Source organism: Vibrio sp. B1FLJ16, assembly GCF_905175385.1.
Lineage (GTDB): Bacteria > Pseudomonadota > Gammaproteobacteria > Enterobacterales > Vibrionaceae > Vibrio.
The window spans coordinates 1,089,574-1,114,171 of record NZ_HG992749.1 but is presented as its reverse complement, the minus strand read 5'-3'; the positions used below and the strand labels follow the sequence as shown (position 1 = coordinate 1,114,171).

The following is a 24,598-nucleotide window of genomic DNA, read 5'->3' as shown; positions in this document are numbered from 1 at the left end:
GTCATACATGCACTTTAATTAGTATCGAGGTTGTCGAACTTTTTATTCGTGTCCGGCTTAATGCCTAGAATCTGTGCATATACTTACTTACACAGAATTCAAGTTCCCATGTCTAACATCAGTATTCTTCGGAGAATCTATGACTGCCAAACTAAGAAGAACAAAAATCGTCACCACTCTTGGGCCCTCTACAGATAAAGACAATGTCCTTGAGGAGATCATCAAGGCGGGGGCTAATGTGGTACGAATGAACTTTTCACATGGCAACAGTGAAGATCATATTCAACGAGCCAATAAAGTCCGCGCGATCGCTGCTAAATTAGGGCGTCAGGTTGCTATTTTAGGCGACTTACAAGGACCGAAAATCCGAGTTTCCACATTTAAAGATGGAAAAGTTATTCTAAATGTCGGAGACAAGTTCACGCTAGATAGTGATTTGCCTAAAGGTGAAGGTAGTCAAGAGACTGTGGGTCTGGATTATAAGGAACTCCCGCACGATGTTGCTCCAAACGATATCTTATTGCTGGACGACGGCCGGGTTCAGTTACAAGTCACCAGTGTAGAAGGCAATAAAGTTCATACCCGAGTTACAGTTGGTGGTTCACTCTCCAACAACAAAGGCATCAATAAAAAAGGCGGTGGCCTGTCGGCAGACGCTCTGACCGAAAAAGACAAAGCGGATATTCTTACTGCAGCACAAATTAAAGTCGATTACCTAGCGATTTCCTTTCCCCGTAATGGCGAAGATATGCATTACGCCCGACGCTTGGCACGAGACGCGGGGTTAGAAGCCAAATTAGTAGCCAAAGTAGAACGTGCAGAAACTGTCGAAAGTGATGAATCAATTGACGATATCATTCTCGCCTCAGATGTCGTGATGGTAGCACGCGGGGATTTAGGAGTAGAAATTGGTGATCCGGAACTTATCGGTGTCCAGAAGAAGCTCATTCGCCGAGCACGCAGCCTCAATCGAGTTGTAATCACCGCCACTCAAATGATGGAATCCATGATCACCAGCCCGATGCCGACCCGGGCCGAAGTCATGGACGTCGCCAATGCAGTCTTAGATGGTACTGATGCCGTCATGCTATCAGGCGAAACCGCGGCAGGTCAGTACCCGGTAGAAACGGTAAAATCGATGGCAGAGGTTTGCCTTGGCGCTGAAAAAATGTCTGAAGCCAGTCTGTCGACCTATCGTCTTCAGCGCACCTTCGAAACAGCAGAAGAAACCATTGCAATGGCCACCATGTACTCAGCGAACCACATGGATGGCGTTCAAGCGATGATTGCATTAACAGAATCTGGCAGAACGGCATTGATAATGTCACGTCTGAGTTCAGGGTTACCTATCTTTGCGCTATCAAGAAATGAATCGACACTGAACCGGGCTGCTTTGTATCGAGGCGTCACACCTTTTTATTTTGATGCAAAATGCGATGCCGGCTTACCAACAGCTCAAGCAGCGATCGCAAGCCTAAAAGAACAAGGCTACTTACATGAGGGCGACTTGGTCATCATTACACAAGGTGACGTTATGGACGTTGTAGGCTCTACCAACTGCATGCGCATCCTTTCTGCGTAACATTTTAAGCACTAAAAATAAGGGCTCCTACGTGGAGCCCTTTCATATTAATCGTAACGCTATGCGCTTTCCCTTCCATCTATATCGATATCAAGATTAAGTTGATCATAGAGCTGCACGAAATTAAATCCGGCTTGCAAGCCCAGTTGATAATCATGTTCCAGCGCATCAGGCTCACTAAGAAGAGAAGATGAACGAAGCCCTTCTTTAGGTGCGATTTGTAAGATAAAAGTGTCATCCGGAGGCGCTGATAAAAAGGCTTGAGTAAGTTCAAACGTCTGATAATGAATCATCAGCATGTCGGCTAAACCAGAGTCAAAATTTTCACCTAAGAGATGACTTAGACGATAGAGATTATCCGCTCCAAACAGCCACCGTCCTCCGTTTAACAGAACTTGTCCGGCAAGTTTAGATTGGTGTGCAGTATTGATCTTTTGTTGGAAAAATGATGTCCAGTCTGACTTCCACTGACTCACTTTCTGCTGCCAAGACTGCTGAACTGAGTTTATCGACTCGCGATACCATTGAACTGGGCGATCGCCAATTTCACTTTGCACTCTCGCTTGCTTCTCAGAGAAAGGTTCTGTGCGAATAACAATGATATTACGTGCATTCTGTCTCCATGCCTCCTGAACAGGAACAGAAGCAGATACGCCGCCATCGACGAATTTCTGCCCGTTCAGCTCCACAGGGCCAAGGTACAGCTTGGGAATCGCACATGTTGCCAGCATCGTAGTAAACCAAGAGTCGCCAAGCATAGGGAGGTACTGATCGGAAAGCGTCTCAACATTGGTAACGGCTGCGAAAGCATTCCTGCCCCCTAAAGCCTTGCGCCCCAAATCGAGATCGAGCTTATACGGAAAGTCCTGAATTCTTTCTAGCGCCCATTCCAGCCCCATATACTGCTGATTACGGATGTACTGGAAGAGGTTAAAAAATTCGGGAGCAGTGGTAAGTTCGGTGATGAATGCCTTACCCATTCCATGTTGGCGGCATAAGTAAGGGCACAAGTTTAGTGCGCCAGCAGATGTTCCATAAAATTCATCAAAAGGATCGAAATTGGAGAGTAAGAAAGCGTCCAGCACTCCAGCGGTAAAAATCCCTCTCTGCCCTCCTCCTTGTGTGACAAGAGCAGTTTTGCCATGCCTGAAGTGCTCATACACATCGATATCGAGCTCAGTATGACTTTCGGTGACTATACCGCTGTTACGTATCATTGGCTTAAGCCTTTTCTTCGTAGAAGAAGCCTAACTAAGCGGCAGTAATTGCAATAAACCCAAAGGATAAAAGTACTGCAAAAACCACAGCAACGATAACAAGTGCGGATTTGAGATCGTGTTCCATAAAACCTCCTTAATATGTAACAAATTAATAACAGCAGAATGCAACATGATCAAGATTTGCCTCATTTGTTCGCGCCGTTTTGACTAAAACATCACAATTAACCTATACCGAAACAACTTCACGAATCTTGTTCTAGAAGAGGTAATGAATTTAAAGATGCGGCAAGATTCTAGTTATTGAGCGTGAGATTTGATGTTGATCTGTAACTTCCGTCAATCTGACGAATCATCATCCAGATAATTGAACAAAATCTAGACATACGCCCTAAAGAGCAAAAATAGTCCATACGACCAACTTAATCACCATATGGCAGTTTATTATTTCAAAATTACGTACCACAAAGCGGCAATGCACCTAACAAAAATTCATTTAACAATATTAAAACCACACAAACCTCTAACATTAACAATTATGATCTGTTGCGCTCAACATTATTAAAAGTTAGTCTGAATAGCGAAAACAGATAAATATTTCAGATTTATCAAACACACATCAACAATATGAGAGTTAATCTCTACATTCTCTTATGTAGAGCAGCATAAAAATTGGCGAAAAAATAATATATTAGAATTTAGGGAATGAATACTGACGGATAGTAGTTGTCCTTACTTCTAAAAACTCGCCCTGCTGCCTCAATATAAGAGAGCTTCATTCCTTAGGGAGTAGTACAGGAGTCAAATATGAAGCGAGAACAATGGGGATCCCGAGCAGGATTCATCTTAGCAGCAGTAGGTTCAGCCATCGGGTTGGGTAACATTTGGCGTTTCCCATACATGGCTTACGAGAATGGCGGCGGCGCATTTTTTATTCCTTACCTTTTTGCCATGATCACTGCTGGTATTCCATTCATGATCCTAGAGTTCAGTATGGGACAGAAATACCGTGGTTCAGCACCAACAACATTAGCTAAAATTCATTCGAAGTTCGAATGGCTAGGCTGGTTCCAGGTTGGTGTTGCTGCAGTCATTGCCGTTTATTATGTAGCCGTAATTGGGTGGTCTATCTCTTACTTTGGTCTTTCGTTCAACCAAGGCTGGGGGGCAGACACTAACGCATTTTTCTTTAGTGAATACCTACAATTAGGTGATAACTCACCGACTAATCTGGGCAGCATTCAGTGGAAAATCGCATTGGCGATGACCATCGCCTGGGCAATCACCTATGTTGCAATTGCTAGCGGTGTAAAATCAGGTATTGAGCGTGCATCAAAAATCATGATGCCAATCCTATTTATTATGGTGCTTTTCCTGATCGGTCGTATGGTTTTCCTACCGGGCGCGCTAGATGGTGTGAACTACATGTTCGAACCAGATTTCAGCAAAATCTGGGACGTAAAAGTATGGGCTGCGGCTTATGGTCAGATCTTCTTTACCCTAAGTATCGGTTTTGCCATCATGCTGGCTTACTCCAGCTACTTACCGGAGAAGTCAGACATCACAAACAATGCGTTTATGACGGTCTTGATTAACTGTGGTTTCTCTATTCTTGCAGGTATCATGATCTTCTCTGTTCTGGGCTACATGGCTCAGGAGCAAGGTAAACCATTAACGGAAGTTGTTTCGGCAGGTGTAGGTCTGGCGTTTGTTACATTACCAGCGGCAATTAACCTGTTACCAGCGCCTTACATCCTTGGCCCACTGTTCTTCTTTGCTTTGGTAGTTGCGGGTCTAAGCTCCCATATTTCAATCATGGAAGCCGTTACATCTGCGATTATCGACAAACTAAACTGGACTCGTAAGAAAGCTGCTAACGTCGTTATCGGTATTGGTTTTGTTGTATCGATGGCATTCGCAACTAACGGTGGGCTTCTGTTGCTTGACCTAGTTGACCATTTTGCAAACAACGTCGGTATCATGGTTGGTGGCTTAGTAGAAATCATGCTGATGGCATGGCTATTGAACCGCGTTACAGAAGTACGTGGCTATGTAAATGAACGCTCTGATTTCTCAATCGGTCAATGGTTTGAGGTCTGCTTACGCTTCGTAACACCTATTATGCTGGCAGTAATTTTAGCAACCAAACTTTATGCCTTGTTTACCGACGGCTATGGCGGTTACGACTTGACTCTAGGTTGGGCATTGATCGCAGCACTATTTATCTTCGGGCTATTAATTAACGCCGTAAACCGCAAGGAGACAGCAAAATGACAATCAGTGCAATCATCATGATGGTTATTGGTTTAGGAATTACTTGGGGTGGTGCTGCCGTTTGCATCAAACGAGCGATGAATAAACGTTAATATATATTTCTAATAAAAATGCCGGCTCAATCGCCGGCATTTTTTTATTGGCGCTCAGGTAAAGTTAGAGACTAAAAGTTATACTTTACGCCAACTGCAGCACCAAGCTGCAAATCTACACCTTTATACAAGTCAAGCTCTGGATGAAGTTGGCCGTATAAATCCCATCCTTTAGAGATATCCCAATTGACGCCAAGAGGTACACGTAAACCAAATTCATCGTCCCATTCATACCATCCACCTACGCCAATATACCAGGTGACAGGCATATTCTGGTCAAAGGTTCCGCGTTTAGCGATGTAATCAAAAGCCATCCCGTCGTTACCAATAATCCCACGGTAAGTTTTGTCGATTTCTACAACAACGCTCAATTGCTGATCAGCGGCCATACCAACAGCGAAATCCGAAGCGCCATTAGTCGCCATTGCAGCGCTCGACATAAGCCCTGCTGCCAATATAAATATCTTCTTCATACTCATTTATCAATTCTTAAAAAACAACGTGCACAATTCAAACATGTTTTAGTTTGAGTGTGTCAGCGATGGGTAAGAAAGCGGTGTGAAAACAACAAGAAGGGTTAAGGTGCGTTTGAGATCACTCTCTAAGTGGAAATATGTCCTGCACTAAGTTTAATAATGCAGGTTACTAGGGTCTGTTGATCTTTCGAGCTGATTTTTGCAGCAGTTTGTGGATTCTTTATACCAGGCCGAGGCTTTGAAATGTAGTTGCACTGCATGATAAGCCGATAACGCAGTAGAAAGGAGCCACACACAGCCCCCAGGGTTCAAGCTGGGCGGCGCCCCCAGGGTTCAAGCTGGGCGGCGCCCCGCCCCCGCTAAAAGCGTTTTACTCTTTGTTGAGAGGTGTTTTGCTTAGAATGACTAAGCTACAAACGACTAGCCGTCCGCCACTCTCCGCGATTAAAACGCTTTTTACTAGGCGTCCCCATCCGAACAAAATTTAACAGCGAAAGTTCAACAGACCCTAAGCATTAAAAAAGGAGGCCGAAGCCTCCTTTTCAATTATGTAATGAATAACTGTGATTAGCCGTGGTTACGAATCCACTCATCCATTTCAGTTTTCAGGTTGTCAGACTTAGTACCAAAGATAGCCTGAACACCACCTGCTACAACTACAACACCCGCTGCGCCTAGTTGTTTCAGTTTGTCTTGGTCAACAGCTGCAGTATCAGCTACCGCTACACGTAGACGAGTGATACACGCATCAAGACCAGTGATGTTAGCTTTACCACCGAACGCTGCTACTAGTTCACCACCCATATCTGAGCCAGAAGTAGTTGCTACTGCTTCAGTTTCATCTTCGCGACCAGGAGTTTTAAGGTCTAGTGCAGTAATTACCGCGCGGAATACCACGTAGTAGATTGCAGCGTAAATAAGACCAACACCGATCATAAGAATCATCTTCTGAGCGTTGCCAGACAGAACTAGGAAGTCAATCAGGCCATGCGAGAATGAAGTACCGTGTACGAAACCTAGAGTATTAGATACAACGTATGCAGAACCAGCTAGTAGAGCGTGGATACCATATAGTAGTGGAGCAACGAATAGGAATGAGAATTCGATTGGCTCAGTAATACCAGTTAGGAATGAAGTCAGAGCAGCAGACGCCATGATACCCATTACTTTCGCGCGGTTTTCTGGTTTAGCACAGTGAGCAATAGCGATTGCTGCTGCTGGTAGACCAAACATCTTGAACATGTAGCCGCCCGCTAGCTGACCGAAGCCATTACCCGCAGCACGAGATGCTTCATCAGCAACAAGGTAACAAGTAAGAACACCGTTCTGAACTTGACCTGCAGCGTTTACACACTTACCTGCTTCGAAGAAGAAAGGTACGTTCCACACGTGGTGTAGACCGAATGGGATTAGTGAACGCTCAACAATACCGTAGATACCGAATGCTAGCTGTGGGTTTTGCTCTGCAGCCCAATGAGAGAATGCACCGATAGCAGCACCGATTGGTGGCCAGATTACCGAAAGGATAACACCTAGGATGATCGCACCAAAACCAGTGATGATTGGCACAGCACGTTTACCCGCGAAGAAGCCAAGGTACTCTGGAAGCTGAATTTTGAAGAAACGGTTGAATGCCCAAGCAGCAAGACCACCGACAAGAATACCACCTAGTACACCTGTATCGATTTTCTCAACGCCCATAACACCAGCCATAACACCTAGAGTAGCTGTCATGATGCCGTAACCAACAATTGCAGCAAGACCAGCTACACCATCGTTGTTTGTGAAGCCCAGTGCTACACCAACAGCAAATAGAAGTGCCATTTGGCCAAATACTGAACCACCAGCTTGTTCCATTAGGTTCGAAACGATTTCTGGAATGAAGCTTAGGTGGGCTGCACCAACACCTAGTAGGATACCTGCAACTGGTAACACTGATACTGGCAGCATCAGAGATTTACCAACTTTTTGCAGGTTTGCAAAAAGGTTCTTAAACATGTTTATGCTCCTGATAAATTATAAGTATTATTTGGGCACTAACGGCACACCCCCGTAGCCTAAATGTTAGCACCCAATGAAAATGTAACCACACGTTGCATTATATTTTCCGGCTCTAAATATATATTGATGACCCTCAAACTTTCCACATAGTTACGAAATTTAGTTTCAAAACAAGCCGCAGATCACACGAAAAAACGCTGTTCAAATAGCTCAAATTAGTTATAAGCAGTTGTTTTATAACAGAAAAATTATAAACAGAATTAATTTTAAGGCGTAAATAAAATAACTAACAATGTTATTTTTAGTAACAAAATTACATTTGAGGGATTTTAATACAGATGAATCAACACAATTAGTAAACATTAAACCAAATTATTATTTTGGTTTATTTATAAACAAAAAAGGGGCTAATGCCCCTTTTTAATACGCTTAATTGATTATCATCGCAAAAAAAGATTTCTGAAATTATCGGAGGTTTTTTGACCAACTTCTGATAGTGAGCACTGTTTTAGTTGAGCGATGTACGCAGCCACCTCAACAACATACGCTGGCTGATTCTCTTTACCTCTATGTGGAACAGGCGCTAAGTAAGGTGAATCGGTTTCGATTAGCAACTTATCCAGAGGCAGTGTTTTGACCACTTCTTTAAGCTCTGTTGCCTGACGGAAAGTCACAATACCTGAAATAGAGATATAAAAACCTAAATCCAGAGCGGCTTCAGCAAACGCAAGATCTTCTGTAAAGCAATGAATTACACCGCCACACTTATCAGCGCCACCATTACGTAAGATATCGAGGGTATCTGCACGAGCATTCCGCGTATGAATGATCAACGGTTTATTAAGCCCCACCGCTAAGTCAACATGTTGCTCAAATCGCTCTTTCTGCAACGCGGCAGTTTCTGGCTGGTAATGATAATCTAAGCCAGTCTCACCAATAGCAACCACCTTATCATGTGAAGCATATTTACGAAGCTTATCCAGAGAAAAATCACTTTCTACATCCAAGGGATGCACACCACAAGACGCGTACACATTATCGTACGGGGTAATCATTTCCATCATACGAGGGAACGAGTCAAGAGTGACTCCTACGGAAAGTAACTCTGTTACATTAGCCTTTTTGGCTTTGTTAATAACGTCTTCCACATTAATGTGGAGATCGTCGTAATTCAATTTGTCTAAATGACAATGCGAATCTACGAACATAATGCCTCTCGTGATTCAATTAACCAATTCATTGATAATAGCTCCAGGTTTAAGCCGGGAAAGGCTTGTACTTGAGCCTTGAGGTCCACCAACTTTTTCGCTGATGAATACAACCCGTTATAGTTTTGCTGCTGCAGTTTATGGGCTCCCGGTAATATGTCGTCTTCATAAACACCAAACTGAACCTTCTGAGCATCAGTCAGTAGATACCACGCCCAGTTTAACGCTTTGTCTGGATTTTTCGCCATGTAGGAAGCACAGCCAGAAACGTCCGCAACAGACGAAGACAAAACTTCAATCAAGTCATTTTCGAATGCGGAATATTCTTCCAGTTCACCACTATTAACGGCCTCAAGAGTTTTAATAGGAGACCCCATATTCAGCTTTAACGCATAAGGAGGTATCTTTGTTGCCCCTTGAGCGCTTAACCATTGCACCGCCTGCTCTGTCGATGGTGGTGTGACTACCCATTGCTGACATCGGCTACGAATCGTTGGAAGTAAACGCTCCTGATTGTGAGTAACCAGCAAGAAAAGACATTTCTCACCAGGCTCTTCAAGTGTTTTCAACAATGCATTGGAAGCTGATTCATTCATCATATCAGCTGGTTCTATGACAAACACACGGTAACCATTAAGCTGAGACGACTCATGAGCAAGTCGGTTAGATGCACGGATTTGATCAACCGTGATGGACTTACCTTCTTTCTCTGGCTTTATCCAGTGTAAGTCCGGATGGCTTTGTGATTGAACTAATTGGCAGCTGTGGCAAAAACCACAAGCTTCACTGCTGTAGTTCTGACATAGAAGTGCATGACTTAAGCTTTCAACTAGCTGTTCAGCGCCCAAACCCGGTTCACTTTGAAGCAACAAAGCTCCGGGGATACGCTCAGAATCTAAACCCGCTTTCAGATTATCCCAAACCTGCTTTATCCACGGAGAATCATTAAACATGTATAACCTTATCTTTTTCGCTTATTGATGCGACAGCCACTCATTTAGAGCAGCTTGAATATCTTGCGATACTTTTTCAATCGTCTGTTCGGCATTAATTACCACAACTGAAGGATCATTGTTGGCAATCTCCAGATAACGTGCACGGGTACGCTCGAAAAAGCTAATGTCCATCTTTTCGATACGGTCTAACTCACCACGTCCACGGGCACGCTCTAATCCAACTCGAGGGTCGATATCCATATAAATAGTAAACGCTGGTCTGAAATCACCCAGCGTGGTATCTCGCAGGTTTTTCATTAAAGCAGCATCAATCTGACGACCGCCCCCCTGATAAGCCTGAGAAGACATATCATGGCGGTCACCCACAACCCATTGTCCATTGGCTAAAGCAGGTTTGATTACGTTTTCTACCAGCTGAACACGCGCCGCATAAAGAAGAAGCAACTCTGTCATATCCTGAAGGTCTTCGCCTTCCTGCTCTTCTTTTACCAGCGCTCGCATTTTTTCCGCCAGAGGGGTACCTCCGGGCTCACGAGTATTAACTATATCGTGAATACCCGATTTGTTTAGTGTGTCCAACACGGTTTGAATCGCTGTGCTTTTACCCGCGCCTTCAAGGCCCTCTATGACAATAAAGTTTGATTTCATCATTTATTCTTTCTTAGTTCTCTTAAATAGGCTCGTACAGCACGATTGTGTTCAGCAAGGGATTTAGTAAACACATGCCCGCCCTTTCCGCTTGCAACAAAATATAAATAGTTACTCTTTTCTGGATTCAGAGCTGCAACAATTGAAGCTTCACCTGCCATCGCTATTGGTGTTGGTGGTAATCCATTGATGGTGTATGTGTTATACGGCGTCGGTGTACGCAAGTCTTTTTTGCGGATGTTACCATCGTAAGCATCCCCCATTCCGTAGATTACCGTAGGATCTGTTTGTAAACGCATGCGTTTGTTCAAACGGTTAACAAATACCGAAGCAACACGTTCACGTTCAGAATCAATCGCGGTTTCTTTCTCGATGATGGAAGCGAGGATCAAAGCTTCATATTTGTTTTTAAGAGGTAACTTTTCCTGACGAGATTCCCATTTCACATCGAGAATATCATTCAGTTTCTGATGAGCGCGGTTCAACAACTGACTCTCGCTGGCACCTGCAGTGTAGTGGTACGTTTCAGCTAAAAAGAGTCCTTCTAGCTTTTCTCGCTCAATACCCAACTTAACAGCCATCTCATGTTCAGTTAAGCCAGTTAAGTCGTGCTCTATGTAAGGCGCATTTTTTAGTAAGCTGACCCATTCAGAAAAGCGACTTCCTTCCACAAAAGTAATGGCGAACTGGTGCTCTTTTCCGCTATTGAGTTTTTCCAACGCTTGATAAAGCGACATGTCAGGCTCAAGTTGGTATGTTCCGGCTCTTACCTGAAGAAGCTCTGGGTAAAGGCGAGGAATTAGACGTGTATAGTCAGACGCCTCAACCACCTCACTTTTCACCAGAGAACGCATTACCTGGTGAAAGCTTGTGCCACTCTCTACCGTAAATAATTGAGGTTGCTCAAGTAAGATTGGCTTATTCACATATTGTTTCGCCTGTGAAACAACGTAAAAAACACCCGCTGCGCTAATCAAAGCAATTAGCACAACAACAGCCAGTAGTTTTTTAATCACGTACTTAGGTTTCCTTGCAATCGTTTGGTCAGTTTTCCTATCGGAAATTCTATCTGTTGATTTCGAGTTGTAATACTCCTCACCGGAGCAACACCTAGTAATGAGTTACACATCCATACTTCGTCCGCTTCAAGCATCTCAGAAAGAGTAAAATTACCCACTTCTACTCTGATGTCGCTGGCATACAGAAATTCAAGCACTTTACGACGCATCACGCCAGCAACACCGGACAAACTTAAATCTGGCGTATAAACATCATTATCTTTAACCCAAAAAAGGTTGGCCATTGTAGTTTCAATGACATGATTTTGCACATTTAACGTTACTGCATCGGCAAACTCAGTTCCTTCAATCTCAGCTTTGGCAAGAACCTGCTCTAAGCGGTTGTTGTGTTTATGTCCGGCCAGAAGGGGCTGAATACCCAACCGAGTCTCACATACACCAAGGCAGACTCCATTTTTTTGCCACAGGGAGTAATGAGTAGGAAAAGCAAAGTTAGAAATAGTAACCACAGGGCCTTCAACCCCGCTTAGACTATAACCACGTCCGCCATTACCACGACTGAAATGAATTTTGATACCAGCATTTTCATCCTGCAGAGAAGCTAGGTTTGCCCAGTCACGTACCGTTTGCCAGTCAGGTAAAGGGATCTGCAATGTTTTGAGACATGCTTCCATACGTTCAACATGTTCGGGCCAGAACACCAACTCTCCATTTTTTGTCAGAATAGTGGTGAAGCAACCATCGCCATACTGAAAGGAGCGATCGCCAAGCGAAACGTGTGTTTGCGGAATTCCATTTACCCAAAACATTCGATTACCTTAATATTGCTGATACCAATAATTTAATGATCAGAAAATTGTGCAGGAAAAATCGCTTAAATCAAGGCAGAATGTGCAGTCACAAGTCGTTCTAATTGCAAAAATTCTAACGTAGCTATCAGCGATTTTAACCAGCAAAAATGATTAGATGATTACTGGAATTGGTATAATCTCAAATAAAACAAAACGGCTCAATGCTAAGCATCGAGCCGTTAGAATACAAGTTCCACTTACCTAAATAAGGTTAGGTAGTATTACTCTTCAAACTTTTTGAATACCAGAGAACCGTTTGTACCACCGAAGCCAAACGAGTTACAAATTGCGTATTCCATCCCATCAACTTTGCGCGCAGTGTGCGGCACAAGGTCGATATCTAGGCCTTCTTCTGGATCATCCAAATTGATAGTAGGCGGAACAATCTGCTCAACCAAAGACATCACCGTAATGATCGCTTCAACCGAGCCAGCAGCGCCTAAAAGATGACCGGTCATAGACTTAGTAGAAGAGACCAGAACCTGCTTCGAGCCTTCTTCACCAAGAGCGCGTTTCACACCTTTGATTTCAGCCACATCACCAGCAGGAGTCGAAGTACCGTGTGCGTTTACGTAACCCACTTGAGTACCCGTGATCTTAGCATCACGCATCGCCGCTTCCATCGCTAGTGCGCCACCTGAACCATCTTCACTTGGAGAGGTCATGTGGTAAGCGTCGCCAGACATACCAAAACCAACAAGCTCAGCGTATATCTTAGCGCCACGAGCCTTAGCATGTTCGTACTCTTCAAGTACCATCATGCCTGCACCATCGCCAAGAACAAAGCCGTCACGGCCTTTGTCCCATGGACGAGAAGCTTTTTGTGGTTCATCGTTACGGGTAGATAGCGCTTTAGCAGCACCAAAGCCAGCCATACCTAACGGAGTAGACGCTTTTTCTGAACCACCAGCAACCATAGCATCTGCATCACCATACGCGATCATACGGGCCGCATGGCCAATGTTATGCAAACCTGTAGTACATGCTGTCGAAATCGCGATATTAGGACCACGAAGGCCGCGCATGATAGATAAGTTACCTGCAACCATGTTTACGATGGTCGATGGAACGAAAAATGGGCTAACTTTGCGAGGGCCTTTTTCTACTAAAGAGGTGTGACCTGATTCGATCAGTTCTAGACCGCCAATGCCTGAGCCGATTGCAACACCAACTCGAGCCGCGTTTTCTTCGGTAATTTGTAAGCCAGAGTCATCAAGAGCTTGGATACCAGCTGCGACGCCGTATTGGATGAATAGATCCATTTTACGAGCATCTTTCTTAGACATGTACTCTGTGCAATCGAAATCTTTAACAAGACCTGCAAAACGAGTTGAGAAATTCGTAGCATCAAAGTGCTCGATATTCACAATACCACTTTGACCTTCTAACAGGGCTTTCCAAGATGATTCTACTGTGTTGCCTACCGGTGACAACATACCCATGCCAGTGACAACTACACGACGCTTGGACACGATATAATTCTCCGGGAATTGAATGTTTCTATGAGGGATAGAGAAAGTTGGAAAAAACACAGGCGGTCTTAGGAGACCGCCTGGGAGAGATAATTACTGAGCGCTGTTTACGTAGTCGATTGCAGCTTGAACAGTAGTGATCTTCTCAGCTTCTTCATCAGGAATCTCAGTGTCGAATTCCTCTTCTAGAGCCATAACTAGTTCTACAGTGTCTAGAGAATCAGCACCTAAATCGTCAACGAAAGAAGCTTCGTTTTTAACTTCTGCTTCGTCTACACCTAGCTGTTCAACAATGATTTTCTTTACGCGTTCTTCGATGTTGCTCATTTTTTCTTTTCCTTTACAGATTTCGCCTAATGCGATGATTCCGTAGTTTATTCGAACTATTGAAAGTTGCAAGGGGCTCCTTGCTGGTCAAACCACAAAATTAGCGAATTTAACCGAATTTCAATACATTTTTGACTTATATCATGCACAATTCTTGCGCATCGGCATGACAGGTTTATTACAGCTAACTGCAACTATAAGCTATACCACACAATGTAAAATAGCTTATTTTGCGAAAACTGTCGTATTAAACCATGTACATACCGCCATTTACATGCAAAGTTTCACCAGTAATGTACGCCGCTTCTGGAGAAGCAAGGAATGCTACTGCTGATGCAATTTCACGTGGATCGCCCAGACGACCCGCTGGCACGTTCGCTAACGTTACTGCACGTTGCTCTTCATTTAGTGCCTTAGTCATATCGGTTTCGATGAAACCAGGTGCAACGGTATTGACTGTGACACCGCGAGAAGCGACTTCGCGAGCCATGGACTTAGTAAAGCCAATAACACCCGCTTTTGCCGCAGCATAGTTAGTCTGGCCAGCGTTACCCATAGTACCGACTACTGAACCGACGTTGATAATACGGCCTGCACGCTTTTTCATCATGCCGCGCAATACCGCTTTCGACATACGGAAAATTGGTGTCAGGTTCGTATCTATGATGTCATTCCACTCATCATCTTTCATACGCATCAGTAGATTGTCGCGTGTAATACCTGCGTTGTTCACTAGAATATCGATAACGCCAAACTCATCATTGATGGTTTTTAGTGTCGCTTCAATAGACTCAACGTCTGTTACGTTAAGCGCAAGACCTTTACCGTTTTCACCAAGGTATTCGCTGATCGCAGCAGCGCCGCTTTCAGACGTTGCAGTACCAATTACTGTCGCACCACGCTCAACAAGAAGTTCTGCAATCGCACGACCAATGCCACGGCTTGCGCCTGTCACTAGAGCAATCTTACCTTCTAGATTCATCATGTTGTTTTTCCTTTGATTATCGTGATCTTATATCGGAGTTACTTAGCCGCTTCCAACGACGCTACGTCGTTAACAGCTGCTGCACTCAGTGATTTCACGATACGTTTAGTTAGGCCTGTAAGAACTTTGCCAGGGCCAAGCTCTAGAAGCGTTTCTACACCTTGTTCACTCATTAACTGCACGCTCTCTGTCCAACGAACAGGGCTGTGTAGCTGACGAACAAGTGCATCTTTAATTTTTGCCGGATCGGTTTCAGCAATAACATCAACGTTGTTGATTACCGGAACCTGCGGAGAGTTAAACTCGATTGACTCTAGAGCAACAGCAAGCTTTTCTGCAGCCGGCTTCATCAGAGCACAGTGAGAAGGTACAGATACCGGAAGAGGAAGTGCACGTTTAGCACCTGCTTCTTTACACAACGCACCAGCACGCTCTACTGCGTCTTTGCTACCTGCGATAACGACTTGGCCAGGAGAGTTAAAGTTGACTGGAGAAACCACGTCACCCTGCGCTGCCTCTTCGCACGCTTTTGCGATAGATTCGTCATCTAAACCTATGATTGCGTACATTGCACCAGTACCTGCTGGTACTGCTTCTTGCATTAGCTGCCCGCGCAGCTCGACGAGTTTAATTGCTTCTTTAAAGTCAATCACACCTGCACATACTAGTGCTGAATACTCACCCAAGCTGTGACCAGCCAGGTTTGCAGGCTGCTCAAGACCAAGCTCTTGCCATACACGCCAAATAGCCACAGAAGACGCTAACAATGCCGGCTGTGTACGGAAAGTCTGGTTTAAATCTTCAGCAGGGCCATTTTGAACAAGCGCCCATAGATCGTAACCTAGTGCGTCAGATGCTTCTGCAAATGTTTGTTTTACTACGTCATATTGTTCGCCTAGTTCAGCCAGCATACCTACTGCTTGTGAACCTTGGCCTGGAAATACGATAGCAAACTTGCTCATGTTGTTTTCCTTTAAGCAATGTAAAAATAAATAAGATGCGCTTTCGCGCACCTTAAATTTGAGTTCTCTTGAAACTTAGAATTTCACCAGAGCAGAACCCCAGGTGAAACCACCACCAAATGCTTCAAGCAGCAACGTTTGTCCGCGTTTAATACGTCCATCACGTACCGCTTCATCCAGCGCAGTCGGAACTGTTGCTGCTGAGGTATTACCATGACGGTCAAGTGTGACAACTACTTGATCCATTGGCATAGATAACTTTTTAGCTGTAGCGGAGATAATACGTAGATTTGCCTGATGCGGAACTAACCAGTCTAATTCAGACTTATCCATACCATTCTCTTTTAGTGTCTCAGTAACTAAACGAGAAAGCTGGGTAACAGCAACTTTAAATACTTCGTTACCAGCCATATGCAACCAGCTGTTAATATCTTCACTGTGCTCAAATTCACCAGGAAGCTCTTCACGACGATTCGGGAACTTAAGGCTTAATAAGTCACCAAAACGCCCATCAGCGTTGATGGTTGTTGAAAGAATACCAGGTTCTTCGCTAGCACCGACAACGACGGCACCAGCCGCATCACCAAATAAGATGATGGTTGAGCGGTCTTTCGGGTCACAGGTTTTTGACAGCGCATCCGCGCCAATCACCAATATATTTTTGCAATGACCTGTTTTGATATATTGATCGGCAACAGACAGAGCGTAAACAAATCCTGAACAGGCCGCTGCCATATCGAAAGCCGGACAATGTTTAATGCCAAGCAGAGCTTGCACCTGACATGCCGCCGAAGGAAAAGCGTGAGAGCCACTTGTCGTTGCTACGAGAATTAAATCAATATCATTTTTATCGATACCTGCCATGTCAATCGCGTTTTTCGCCGCAATGTAACCCATATCAGCAACGGTTTCATTCTCAGCAGAAATGCGACGCTCTTTAATACCTGTGCGAGCGACAACCCACTCATCACTTGTATCTACCATTTTCTCTAGATCTGCGTTAGTACGCACCTGAGATGGCAAGTAGCTGCCAGTACCTAAAATTTTGCTATACATGAAGACTAATAATGCCTCTCGAGTAAAACCGCTTCCAAACGATCGCTAATACGGCTTGGTACTTGTCGTTTGACTTCGTGTACCGCCTCTCCAAGTGCATTGACAACTGCAGATACATCAGCACTTCCATGGCTCTTAATAACAATGCCACGCAATCCTAGCAAACTTGCGCCGTTATACTGGTCGGGGTTCAGTGTTTTTAGTTCATTAAATAGCCGAGAAAACAACTTTCTAGCAATCCAGCCCTTTATCGTTGATGACATCATGCTGGTTTTTATCTTATCGATAAAAACTTGTGCTGTTCCCTCGCTCGCCTTTAAACAAACATTGCCGACGAATCCATCACAAACGATGACGTCAGCAACATCATGCAATATTTGGTTACCTTCAATATAACCGACAAAATTAATTATGTCGGTTTTAGAAAGCATTTCCGCACAGCGTTTAACCAGGTCATTGCCTTTTATTTCTTCGACACCGATATTGAGAATCGCGACACGAGAGGGACGACCTAAATGTTGCTCGGCTAAAGCGCTGCCCATCACGGCAAATTGAAATAAACTGTCTGCGTCGCATGATACATTCGCACCAAGGTCCAACATCCACGTTCGTTTTCCACTAATGGTAGGTAAAGCGGAAACTAAAGCAGGACGATCAATACCAGGAAGTAACTTAAGAACAAAACGCGAAAGCGCCATCAATGCACCGGTATTACCACCGCTTACACAAGCATCAGCTTTGTGTTCAGAAACGAGATCGATAGCCTTACGCATAGAGCTGTTTTTACTGCTACGTAATGCTAATGAAGGTTTTTCTGAGTTAGAAATGACTTTGTCAGTATGAACAATAGTCAAACGGGAATTGGTAGAAGTACCTAGTTGAGATAACTGAGACGTGATCAAAGATTGATCACCAATAAGAATCACTTTTAGCTCTGGGAAATGAGACAGTGCCTGCACGGCGGCAGGCACTGTTACGCGAGGACCGAAATCCCCGCCCATTGCATCAAGTGCAACGGTAATAGCTTGCAAAGGTTCAACCTTACTTGTTGATAACCTTGTTGCCACGGTAGTAACCTTCAGCAGTTACGTTGTGGCGTAGGTGAGTTTCACCAGAAGTCGCGTCTACAGATAGTGCAGCTGTAGTTAGCGCATCGTGTGAACGACGCATACCGCGCTTAGAACGAGTTTTACGGTTTTTTTGTACGGCCATTGACCCTACTCCTATACTATTGGGTTTAAAAACCTGAAGCAGAATCGGCTACCACACCAATTACTTTTTCAGACTTTTCAAAACGTCGAATGGATTCGGTTTCTCTTCCTCAATTTCTTCAGGAAGCTCACCAAAAACCATGTTATTTGAATCAACGCTACAATCCGCTTCATCATGCATCGCAATCTGAGGTAATGTTAAGATGAACTCATCTTCAACCAGTTGTATAAGGTCTAATTCACCGTACTCATTTAGATCTACCAAATCATAAATTTCTGGTGCTTCCTCTTCCGTCTTCTCACCGTAGTAAGGAGTGTAAAGGAATTCAACTTCACACACATGTGCGAATACCTCATTACAACGCTGACATTCTAGTTCGACTTCGATGTTAGCTTTACCAGAGATAACAACGAGTCGCTGTTCATCTATCTCAAATGACAATGAGACTTCTGCGTCGCGTTTTACGCCTTCAGTTGCTTCCGCTAAGCGCTTGAAAAGACTGGCTTGGATGATGCCATCGTAATCCAATCGTTTCTGTGCCGCCTTCGCCGGATCAACCGTTCGCGGTATTTTTACCTTTTGCATAGGGCGCGAATCTTATCTTCCAAATCAAAATTAGTCAAAGAAAAAGGCAAAAAAGTTGTACTTTTTTGCGCTTATCATAAAGAGCATTAGCCAGAATCATTTTTGATCGATTATCCTATCGGAAATGCTCCTGCAAATTGTAAATCAAAATGAAAAATTACCAACTGGTTTTAGCCTCAACCTCACCTTTTCGTAAGCAACTGCTCGAAAAGCTTTCAGTGCCGTTTGTTTGTTTGTCACCCGATTGCGACGAAACACCACTAGCTGGCGAAGAACCTCTGGATCTCGTGATGCGATTAGCTGCGAGAAAAGCAACATCTTGTACGACGAAAGAAGCGAGTTTAGTGATAGGAAGTGATCAGGTTTGTGTCATTGATAATGAAATTGTTGGCAAGCCGCTGAATCGAGAAAATGCCATCAAACAGTTACTGGCTCAAAGTGGTAAAGTCATTACTTTTTATACCGGTTTAGCTGTTCACAATACCGTGACTAAAAAAACGGAGATCGACTACGATACATTTGAGGTTCACTTCCGGGAACTTACTCATGAACAGATAGAACGCTACGTCGACAGAGAAGAGCCATTCTACTGCGCGGGCAGTTTTAAGAGCGAAGGTATGGGCATCTGTTTGTTCAAACAACTTATCGGTAAAGACCCAAATACACTTGTAGGGCTGCCGTTAATCGATCTGATTGACATGTTGCAGGTTCAGGGACTGGAAGTTCTTTAGGCTTGATAAAAATAAGGGAGCACTTGGCTCCCTATTACATAATCTGCAAAAATATCTCATCTGCTATTATTATGCGTTTCTTAACCCAGCTAACACTTTCTCTAGCTTAGGTTCCATCGCAGCATCGATTTCCATCCAATCGTCATTTGAAGGATGCTGAAACTTAATGTTTGCCGCGTGTAAAAACAGACGGTCAAGACCCATTTGCCCCGTATACGCATCAAAACGGCGATCACCATAACGGTCATCCCAAGCAATTGGATGGCCAGTATACTGCGTATGTACTCGTATTTGGTGAGTACGTCCCGTAATTGGACTAGCCTGAATCAACGTCGCCTGCTCGAACTTTTCCAAGATCTTAAAACGTGTTTCAGACGGCTTGCCATTTGGGTTAACACGAACAATGCTATTCACTTCGTTTTTCAGCAGTGGCGCATTAACCACTTTGCAGCTGCTTTTCCATTGCCCCATCACAAGTGCGAAGTAAAACTTTTTCACTGTTTTTGCTCGGAACTGAGCTTGCAGATGACGCAGAGCAGAACGCTTCTTAGCCACAAGTAAAATGCCAGAGGTATCACGGTCAATACGATGCACGAGCTCTAAGAAGCGAGCTTGTGGTCGTAACGCACGAAGCGCTTCAATCGCCCCGAACTTTAGACCACTACCACCATGAACCGCGGTTCCGGAAGGTTTATTAAGGACGAGGATATGATCATCTTCGAAAATGATCATATCCTCGAGTTCTGCAACTCTGTTCAGTTTGGTACTCGGTGCCACATCGTCTTCTTTCTTCTCCATCGTAACAGGAGGAATACGGACGAGATCACCTGCTTTTAATTTGTACTCTGCTTTAATGCGTTTTTTATTTACACGCACCTCTCCCTTACGCACGATTCTGTAAATCATGCTTTTAGGAATATCTTTTAATTGGTTACGCAAAAAATTATCAATGCGCTGACCCGCCATGTCTTCATCGATGTCGACGAACTGGACTTTAGTTCTTATTTCGTTCATGCGCGCTATTGTAAACGCAATCACACCTGACTTCACATGATTCTTTCAGCAAAAGAAACACTTGGCACCCCCAAATCACTGTAAAACCAGCCAAGTTTTTGTTTAAATTATGAAAACTCCTAACCCTGTTTCCAGTTTGCTTTCTGTCTTGTTCATTTTACCTGTTCCAATTGCTTACGAAACAGCCAGTTATAAATTGCAAAGTTTGAATTTTGTGGCAATTTTTCTATCGTTTGTATCAAAGCAGATTGCTGATAACAGCGTGCGCTGCTATAGTTCACAGCTGCTAAGGAAGGTTTGGTTACTTTTTATTCATTACCATTCATTACTCCCCAAGCAATGCGAGTAGATTGTTGATGATCAGGTGCAGCACTGGCGTAAGACACATTGACTTCAACACACTTGCCACTCTACTCCTCGCATATTCACGTTGAGTACCTACCGCCTAATCAGCGGGTTACAAGTCTATGTTTCCGACAGAAACCTCAAGAGATTTGTGATAACTGAAGTGCCCCAGAGCATCCCCTTCCAGCCGGGAGGCTGCAAAACATAAGTCATGGGATCAGGCACCGTGAAAAAGCGACCAAACAGTGGCAAGTTGACTAGAAAGATAAAAGAAAAGACAACGAGAATTTTCAATGAAAAGAATGTTAATTAACGCAACTCAAAAAGAAGAGTTGCGTGTCGCTCTGGTTGATGGCCAGCGACTTTTCGATCTTGATATCGAGAGTCCGGGACATGAATCTAAAAAAGCAAATATATACAAAGGACGTATCACGCGTATTGAACCAAGCTTAGAAGCCGCATTCGTTGATTACGGTGCTGAGCGTCACGGTTTCCTCCCTCTCAAAGAAATTGCCCGCGAATATTTCCCTGAAGGTTACACTTACCAAGGTCGTCCTAGCATTAAAGAAGTGCTAAATGAAGGCCAAGAAGTCATCGTTCAGGTGGAAAAAGAGGAACGTGGTAGTAAGGGTGCTGCTCTGACTACTTTCATCTCTCTGGCTGGTAGCTACCTTGTTCTTATGCCAAACAACCCACGAGCAGGCGGTATCTCTCGTCGCATCGAAGGGGATGAGCGTACTCAACTGAAAGCGGCCCTTAGCACACTAGAACTGCCACAAGGTATGGGTCTAATTGTGCGAACTGCTGGTGTTGGAAAGAGCGCAGAAGAACTTGAATGGGATCTAAACGTACTTCTTAACCACTGGGGTGCAATAAAAGGCGCAGCAGATTCAAACCCTGCTCCATTCCTTATTCACCAGGAAAGTAACGTTATTGTTCGTGCAATCCGTGACTATTTGCGTCGTGATATTGGTGAAATTCTAATCGACAGCAACACCATTTATGAGCGTGCAAAAGAGCACATTCAATTGGTTCGCCCAGATTTCATTAGCCGTGTTAAGAAATACGACGGTGAAGTACCGTTATTTAGTCACTACCAGATTGAAAGCCAGATCGAATCTGCTTTCCAGCGTGAAGTTCGTCTGCCATCTGGTGGTTCAATCGTTATTGACCCGACTGAAGCGCTTACCTCTATCGACATCAACTCTGCTCGTGCAACAAAGGGCGGTGATATCGAAGAGACAGCACTGAACACTAACCTTGAAGCGGCAGACGAAATTGCTCGTCAGCTACGTCTGCGTGACTTAGGCGGCCTGGTTGTAATCGACTTTATCGATATGACTCCTGTTCGCCACCAGCGTGAAGTAGAAAACCGCCTACGTGAAGCCGTTCGCCTAGATCGTGCGCGCGTTCAAATTGGTCGAATCTCTCGCTTCGGTTTGTTAGAGATGTCTCGTCAACGTTTGAGCCCTTCTCTTGCAGAAGCGAGCCACCACATTTGTCCGCGTTGTACCGGCACTGGTGTTGTACGTGATAACGAATCTCTAGCTCTGTCAGTTCTTCGTCTAATCGAAGAAGAGGCACTTAAAGATAACACTGCACAGGTATTGGCTGTAGTTCCAGTACCAATCGCATCTTACCTTCTTAACGAAAAACGTCGCTCGGTTAACCATATCGAACGTATCCAGGACGTTAAGATCACGGTTGTTCCTAACTCAGATATGGAAACACCACACTTCGAAGTGATTCGCGTCCGTGAAGGTGAAGAGTTTGATCTAATTTCTTACCTGCTTCCTCAGAAACTGGAAGCAATGAAAGAAGCGGAAGGCAAAGAACCAACAGAATCGGACATCAAGCCTAAGCGCATCGAGGAACCGGTACTTAAAGGCTTTGCCGCACCTTCGCAAACTGCCCCAGCACCGGTATCTAAACCAGCACCAGTTGCTAAGAAAGAAACAGTACAGGAAGTATCTACTCCGGGTCTGTTCAGCAAGCTGTTTAAAGCAATTGGTAACTTCCTGTTTGGTGGTTCTGAAGAAGTAAAAGAAGAGCCGAAACAGCAAGAAGAGAGAAAACCAAACCGCGATAACCGCCGCAACAAGCGTGAACGTAACGATCGCCGCCGTAGCAATCAGCGCGACAACCGTGGTGACCGCGACAATCGAGACAACCAGCGCGACAACCGTCGCCGTCGTAAGCCTCGTGATGAGCAGGCTACGGAACAGGGCGAAGTTCAGCAATCAGCGAACAAGCAACAACCGCGTAATCAAAAACGTAAACCGAAAGCTCAACAAGCAGAGAAGGCTCAAGAGCAGAAAGTAAACGCAAAAGTAGCGGAAAAAGGCTTGCAACTCGCAGCTGAAGCTCGAACTGAACCAAAACCAGACGAAAACAAGGCGAAACCAAACGCGAAAGCAGAAAAAGTTAAAGAGCGTCGTCAGCGTCGTAAACTTAACAAATCTGTACGCGTTAAAGATCAACAGGCGGCAGCGCAAGCAGAAGAAGCGCCAGTGAAAGCTCCTGAAGTTGTAGAGTCTCCAGTTACACAACCTCTGGAAGCAGTCGAAGCACAACAAGACAACCAGCAGGGAGAGACTAAGCAACGTCGTAATCGTCGTTCACCACGCCATCTTCGTGCGAGTGGTCAGCGTCGTCGCCGTGGTCGTGACCGTCGCCCTAACCCATTCCGCCTGCGTAAAGGTGGTGTAGCCTCTCCTGAGATGGCGATGGGCAAAGTGATGCCACGTTACATTCCAAAGCCAGCGCCTAAGAAAGAAGAGCGCGTTAAGGAAGAGACTACAGTAACAGCCGTACCAGCAATGCAGGGTGGTTTTGCATGTCCTGAGATGGCAATGGGTAAAGTGATTATCCGTCGTGAACTACCAGTGGTTGCAGAAGCTCCTGTTACAGAGACTAAAGCTCAAGACGTGGTTGAAACGAAAGTTGCTACACCTGTTGTAGAAGAATTGAAAGCTGCACCAGTAGCAGTGGAACAATCACCTATAGAACCGGTTGTAGAAACAGTAGAAACTCCTGTGACTGAAACGCCAGAAGCCGTAGCTGAAGCTGTACCTGCTCAAGAGCAGACAGTGGAGCCTATTGTTGCAACGCCTGAAGTAGCAGAAGTTAAAGCGCCTGTAGAAGTGAAGCAACCGAAAGCTAACGTTATTAAAGTTGTCGCCAAGCCACAAGCAAGTGCACCAATGACAAAAGCACCGGGTCCACAAGAACTTCGTGAAATCGAAGTTACTGCGGCTCCATTCAAAGCTGAACGCTACCAACCTAAAGGTGCAGGTAGCCAAGTAGCAACAAACCGCGCTTCAGCAGCTATGACTAAACCAAACTTTAACTAGTTTGACTTTGAAATAGTTAGCAAACTAAACAGAAAGGCTGCCAAAAGGCAGCCTTTCTATTATCTAAAGCAAACAAAGCGAATTGTTCACATTAATATTAATTTCTGATCACAATTGTGGCTCAATATACGCTTCATTATTGAACTTAGTCACACTTTTCGGTAGCATTCGCCGACTAAAGTTTTCGACACCATTCTGATGCTGCTCTTTTATTACTACGGTTTACACCGAC

At 44.4% G+C, this 24,598-nt stretch carries 23 protein-coding genes; 5 read left to right on the top strand and 18 right to left on the bottom strand.

Features of this window, described 5'->3' with window-relative positions:
* Positions 1-139: 139 nt before the first annotated feature.
* Entirely contained in the window at positions 140-1,582 is a 1,443-nt protein-coding gene (pyk, locus tag KHN79_RS05120) for a pyruvate kinase (RefSeq protein ID WP_182008178.1), read from the top strand.
* Positions 1,583-1,641: 59 nt separating this feature from the next.
* On the opposite strand, the gene KHN79_RS05115 is transcribed toward pyk, so the two are convergent.
* Positions 1,642-2,799: a patatin-like phospholipase family protein gene (locus KHN79_RS05115; RefSeq protein ID WP_182008179.1), complete on the bottom strand. Its 1,158-nt coding sequence runs from the start codon at positions 2,797-2,799 to the stop codon at positions 1,642-1,644.
* A 34-nt stretch (positions 2,800-2,833) separates the two neighbouring features.
* Positions 2,834-2,926: a YnhF family membrane protein gene (locus tag KHN79_RS05110; RefSeq protein WP_182008180.1), complete on the bottom strand. Its 93-nt coding sequence runs from the start codon at positions 2,924-2,926 to the stop codon at positions 2,834-2,836.
* A 680-nt stretch (positions 2,927-3,606) separates the two neighbouring features.
* On the opposite strand from KHN79_RS05110, the gene KHN79_RS05105 reads away from it, so the two are divergent.
* Complete coding sequence (locus tag KHN79_RS05105; RefSeq protein WP_182008181.1) at positions 3,607-5,073, top strand: sodium-dependent transporter; 1,467 nt, start codon at positions 3,607-3,609, stop codon at positions 5,071-5,073.
* Positions 5,070-5,165 carry a MetS family NSS transporter small subunit gene (locus tag KHN79_RS05100; protein WP_182008182.1) on the top strand — a complete coding sequence of 32 codons (96 nt, stop codon included), beginning with the start codon at positions 5,070-5,072 and terminating at the stop codon, positions 5,163-5,165. The genes KHN79_RS05105 and KHN79_RS05100 overlap by 4 nt, the downstream gene beginning before the upstream one ends.
* Before the next feature lie 71 nt (positions 5,166-5,236).
* Here the strand turns inward: KHN79_RS05100 and KHN79_RS05095 are convergent, their stop codons facing one another.
* The 15 genes from KHN79_RS05095 to yceD all read right to left on the bottom strand — a co-directional run bounded on the left by KHN79_RS05095 (position 5,237) and on the right by yceD (position 18,923).
* Positions 5,237-5,638, bottom strand: a complete 402-nt coding sequence (locus KHN79_RS05095) for a hypothetical protein (RefSeq protein WP_182008298.1) — start codon at positions 5,636-5,638, stop codon at positions 5,237-5,239.
* Between the two features lie 570 nt (positions 5,639-6,208).
* Positions 6,209-7,639 carry a PTS glucose transporter subunit IIBC gene (gene ptsG, locus KHN79_RS05090; RefSeq protein ID WP_182008183.1) on the bottom strand — a complete coding sequence of 477 codons (1,431 nt, stop codon included), beginning with the start codon at positions 7,637-7,639 and terminating at the stop codon, positions 6,209-6,211.
* Positions 7,640-8,082: 443 nt separating this feature from the next.
* On the bottom strand, positions 8,083-8,850 hold the full coding sequence (locus KHN79_RS05085; RefSeq protein WP_182008184.1) for a YchF/TatD family DNA exonuclease: 768 nt from the start codon (positions 8,848-8,850) through the stop codon (positions 8,083-8,085).
* Positions 8,841-9,803 (bottom strand): DNA polymerase III subunit delta', encoded by a 963-nt coding sequence (locus KHN79_RS05080; protein ID WP_182008185.1) that lies wholly within the window; start codon positions 9,801-9,803, stop codon positions 8,841-8,843. Before KHN79_RS05080 ends, KHN79_RS05085 begins: the two co-directional genes overlap by 10 nt.
* Before the next feature lie 21 nt (positions 9,804-9,824).
* Positions 9,825-10,457 (bottom strand): dTMP kinase, encoded by a 633-nt coding sequence (gene tmk, locus KHN79_RS05075; RefSeq protein WP_182008186.1) that lies wholly within the window; start codon positions 10,455-10,457, stop codon positions 9,825-9,827.
* Positions 10,454-11,470, bottom strand: coding sequence for an endolytic transglycosylase MltG (gene mltG, locus KHN79_RS05070; protein ID WP_182008187.1), 1,017 nt, complete (start codon positions 11,468-11,470; stop codon positions 10,454-10,456). Before mltG ends, tmk begins: the two co-directional genes overlap by 4 nt.
* Positions 11,467-12,282, bottom strand: coding sequence for an aminodeoxychorismate lyase (gene pabC / locus KHN79_RS05065; RefSeq protein ID WP_182008188.1), 816 nt, complete (start codon positions 12,280-12,282; stop codon positions 11,467-11,469). Before pabC ends, mltG begins: the two co-directional genes overlap by 4 nt.
* Before the next feature lie 263 nt (positions 12,283-12,545).
* A complete protein-coding gene (fabF, locus tag KHN79_RS05060; protein ID WP_182008189.1) occupies positions 12,546-13,796 on the bottom strand; it encodes a beta-ketoacyl-ACP synthase II in 1,251 nt (416 codons plus the stop codon).
* A 93-nt stretch (positions 13,797-13,889) separates the two neighbouring features.
* Positions 13,890-14,123 carry an acyl carrier protein gene (gene acpP / locus KHN79_RS05055; RefSeq protein ID WP_004406112.1) on the bottom strand — a complete coding sequence of 78 codons (234 nt, stop codon included), beginning with the start codon at positions 14,121-14,123 and terminating at the stop codon, positions 13,890-13,892.
* Between the two features lie 247 nt (positions 14,124-14,370).
* Positions 14,371-15,105: a 3-oxoacyl-ACP reductase FabG gene (gene fabG / locus KHN79_RS05050; protein ID WP_182008299.1), complete on the bottom strand. Its 735-nt coding sequence runs from the start codon at positions 15,103-15,105 to the stop codon at positions 14,371-14,373.
* Positions 15,106-15,146: 41 nt separating this feature from the next.
* The gene (fabD, locus tag KHN79_RS05045; RefSeq protein WP_182008190.1) at positions 15,147-16,070 is read right to left on the bottom strand and encodes an ACP S-malonyltransferase; all 924 of its coding nucleotides are present in this window, start codon (positions 16,068-16,070) and stop codon (positions 15,147-15,149) included.
* Between the two features lie 75 nt (positions 16,071-16,145).
* Complete coding sequence (locus tag KHN79_RS05040; RefSeq protein ID WP_182008191.1) at positions 16,146-17,126, bottom strand: beta-ketoacyl-ACP synthase III; 981 nt, start codon at positions 17,124-17,126, stop codon at positions 16,146-16,148.
* Between the two features lie 5 nt (positions 17,127-17,131).
* Positions 17,132-18,157: a phosphate acyltransferase PlsX gene (plsX, locus tag KHN79_RS05035; protein WP_182008300.1), complete on the bottom strand. Its 1,026-nt coding sequence runs from the start codon at positions 18,155-18,157 to the stop codon at positions 17,132-17,134.
* 10 nt (positions 18,158-18,167) lie between these two features.
* On the bottom strand, positions 18,168-18,338 hold the full coding sequence (gene rpmF / locus KHN79_RS05030; RefSeq protein ID WP_021707869.1) for a 50S ribosomal protein L32: 171 nt from the start codon (positions 18,336-18,338) through the stop codon (positions 18,168-18,170).
* A 60-nt stretch (positions 18,339-18,398) separates the two neighbouring features.
* Positions 18,399-18,923 carry a 23S rRNA accumulation protein YceD gene (yceD, locus tag KHN79_RS05025; protein ID WP_182008192.1) on the bottom strand — a complete coding sequence of 175 codons (525 nt, stop codon included), beginning with the start codon at positions 18,921-18,923 and terminating at the stop codon, positions 18,399-18,401.
* A 149-nt stretch (positions 18,924-19,072) separates the two neighbouring features.
* On the opposite strand from yceD, the gene KHN79_RS05020 reads away from it, so the two are divergent.
* Positions 19,073-19,654, top strand: coding sequence for a nucleoside triphosphate pyrophosphatase (locus KHN79_RS05020; protein WP_182008193.1), 582 nt, complete (start codon positions 19,073-19,075; stop codon positions 19,652-19,654).
* Positions 19,655-19,723: 69 nt separating this feature from the next.
* On the opposite strand, the gene rluC is transcribed toward KHN79_RS05020, so the two are convergent.
* Entirely contained in the window at positions 19,724-20,668 is a 945-nt protein-coding gene (gene rluC / locus KHN79_RS05015; protein WP_182008194.1) for a 23S rRNA pseudouridine(955/2504/2580) synthase RluC, read from the bottom strand.
* Positions 20,669-21,306: 638 nt separating this feature from the next.
* Here rluC and rne point away from each other — a divergent pair.
* Positions 21,307-24,366: a ribonuclease E gene (gene rne, locus KHN79_RS05010; RefSeq protein ID WP_182008195.1), complete on the top strand. Its 3,060-nt coding sequence runs from the start codon at positions 21,307-21,309 to the stop codon at positions 24,364-24,366.
* Positions 24,367-24,598 lie beyond the last annotated feature (232 nt).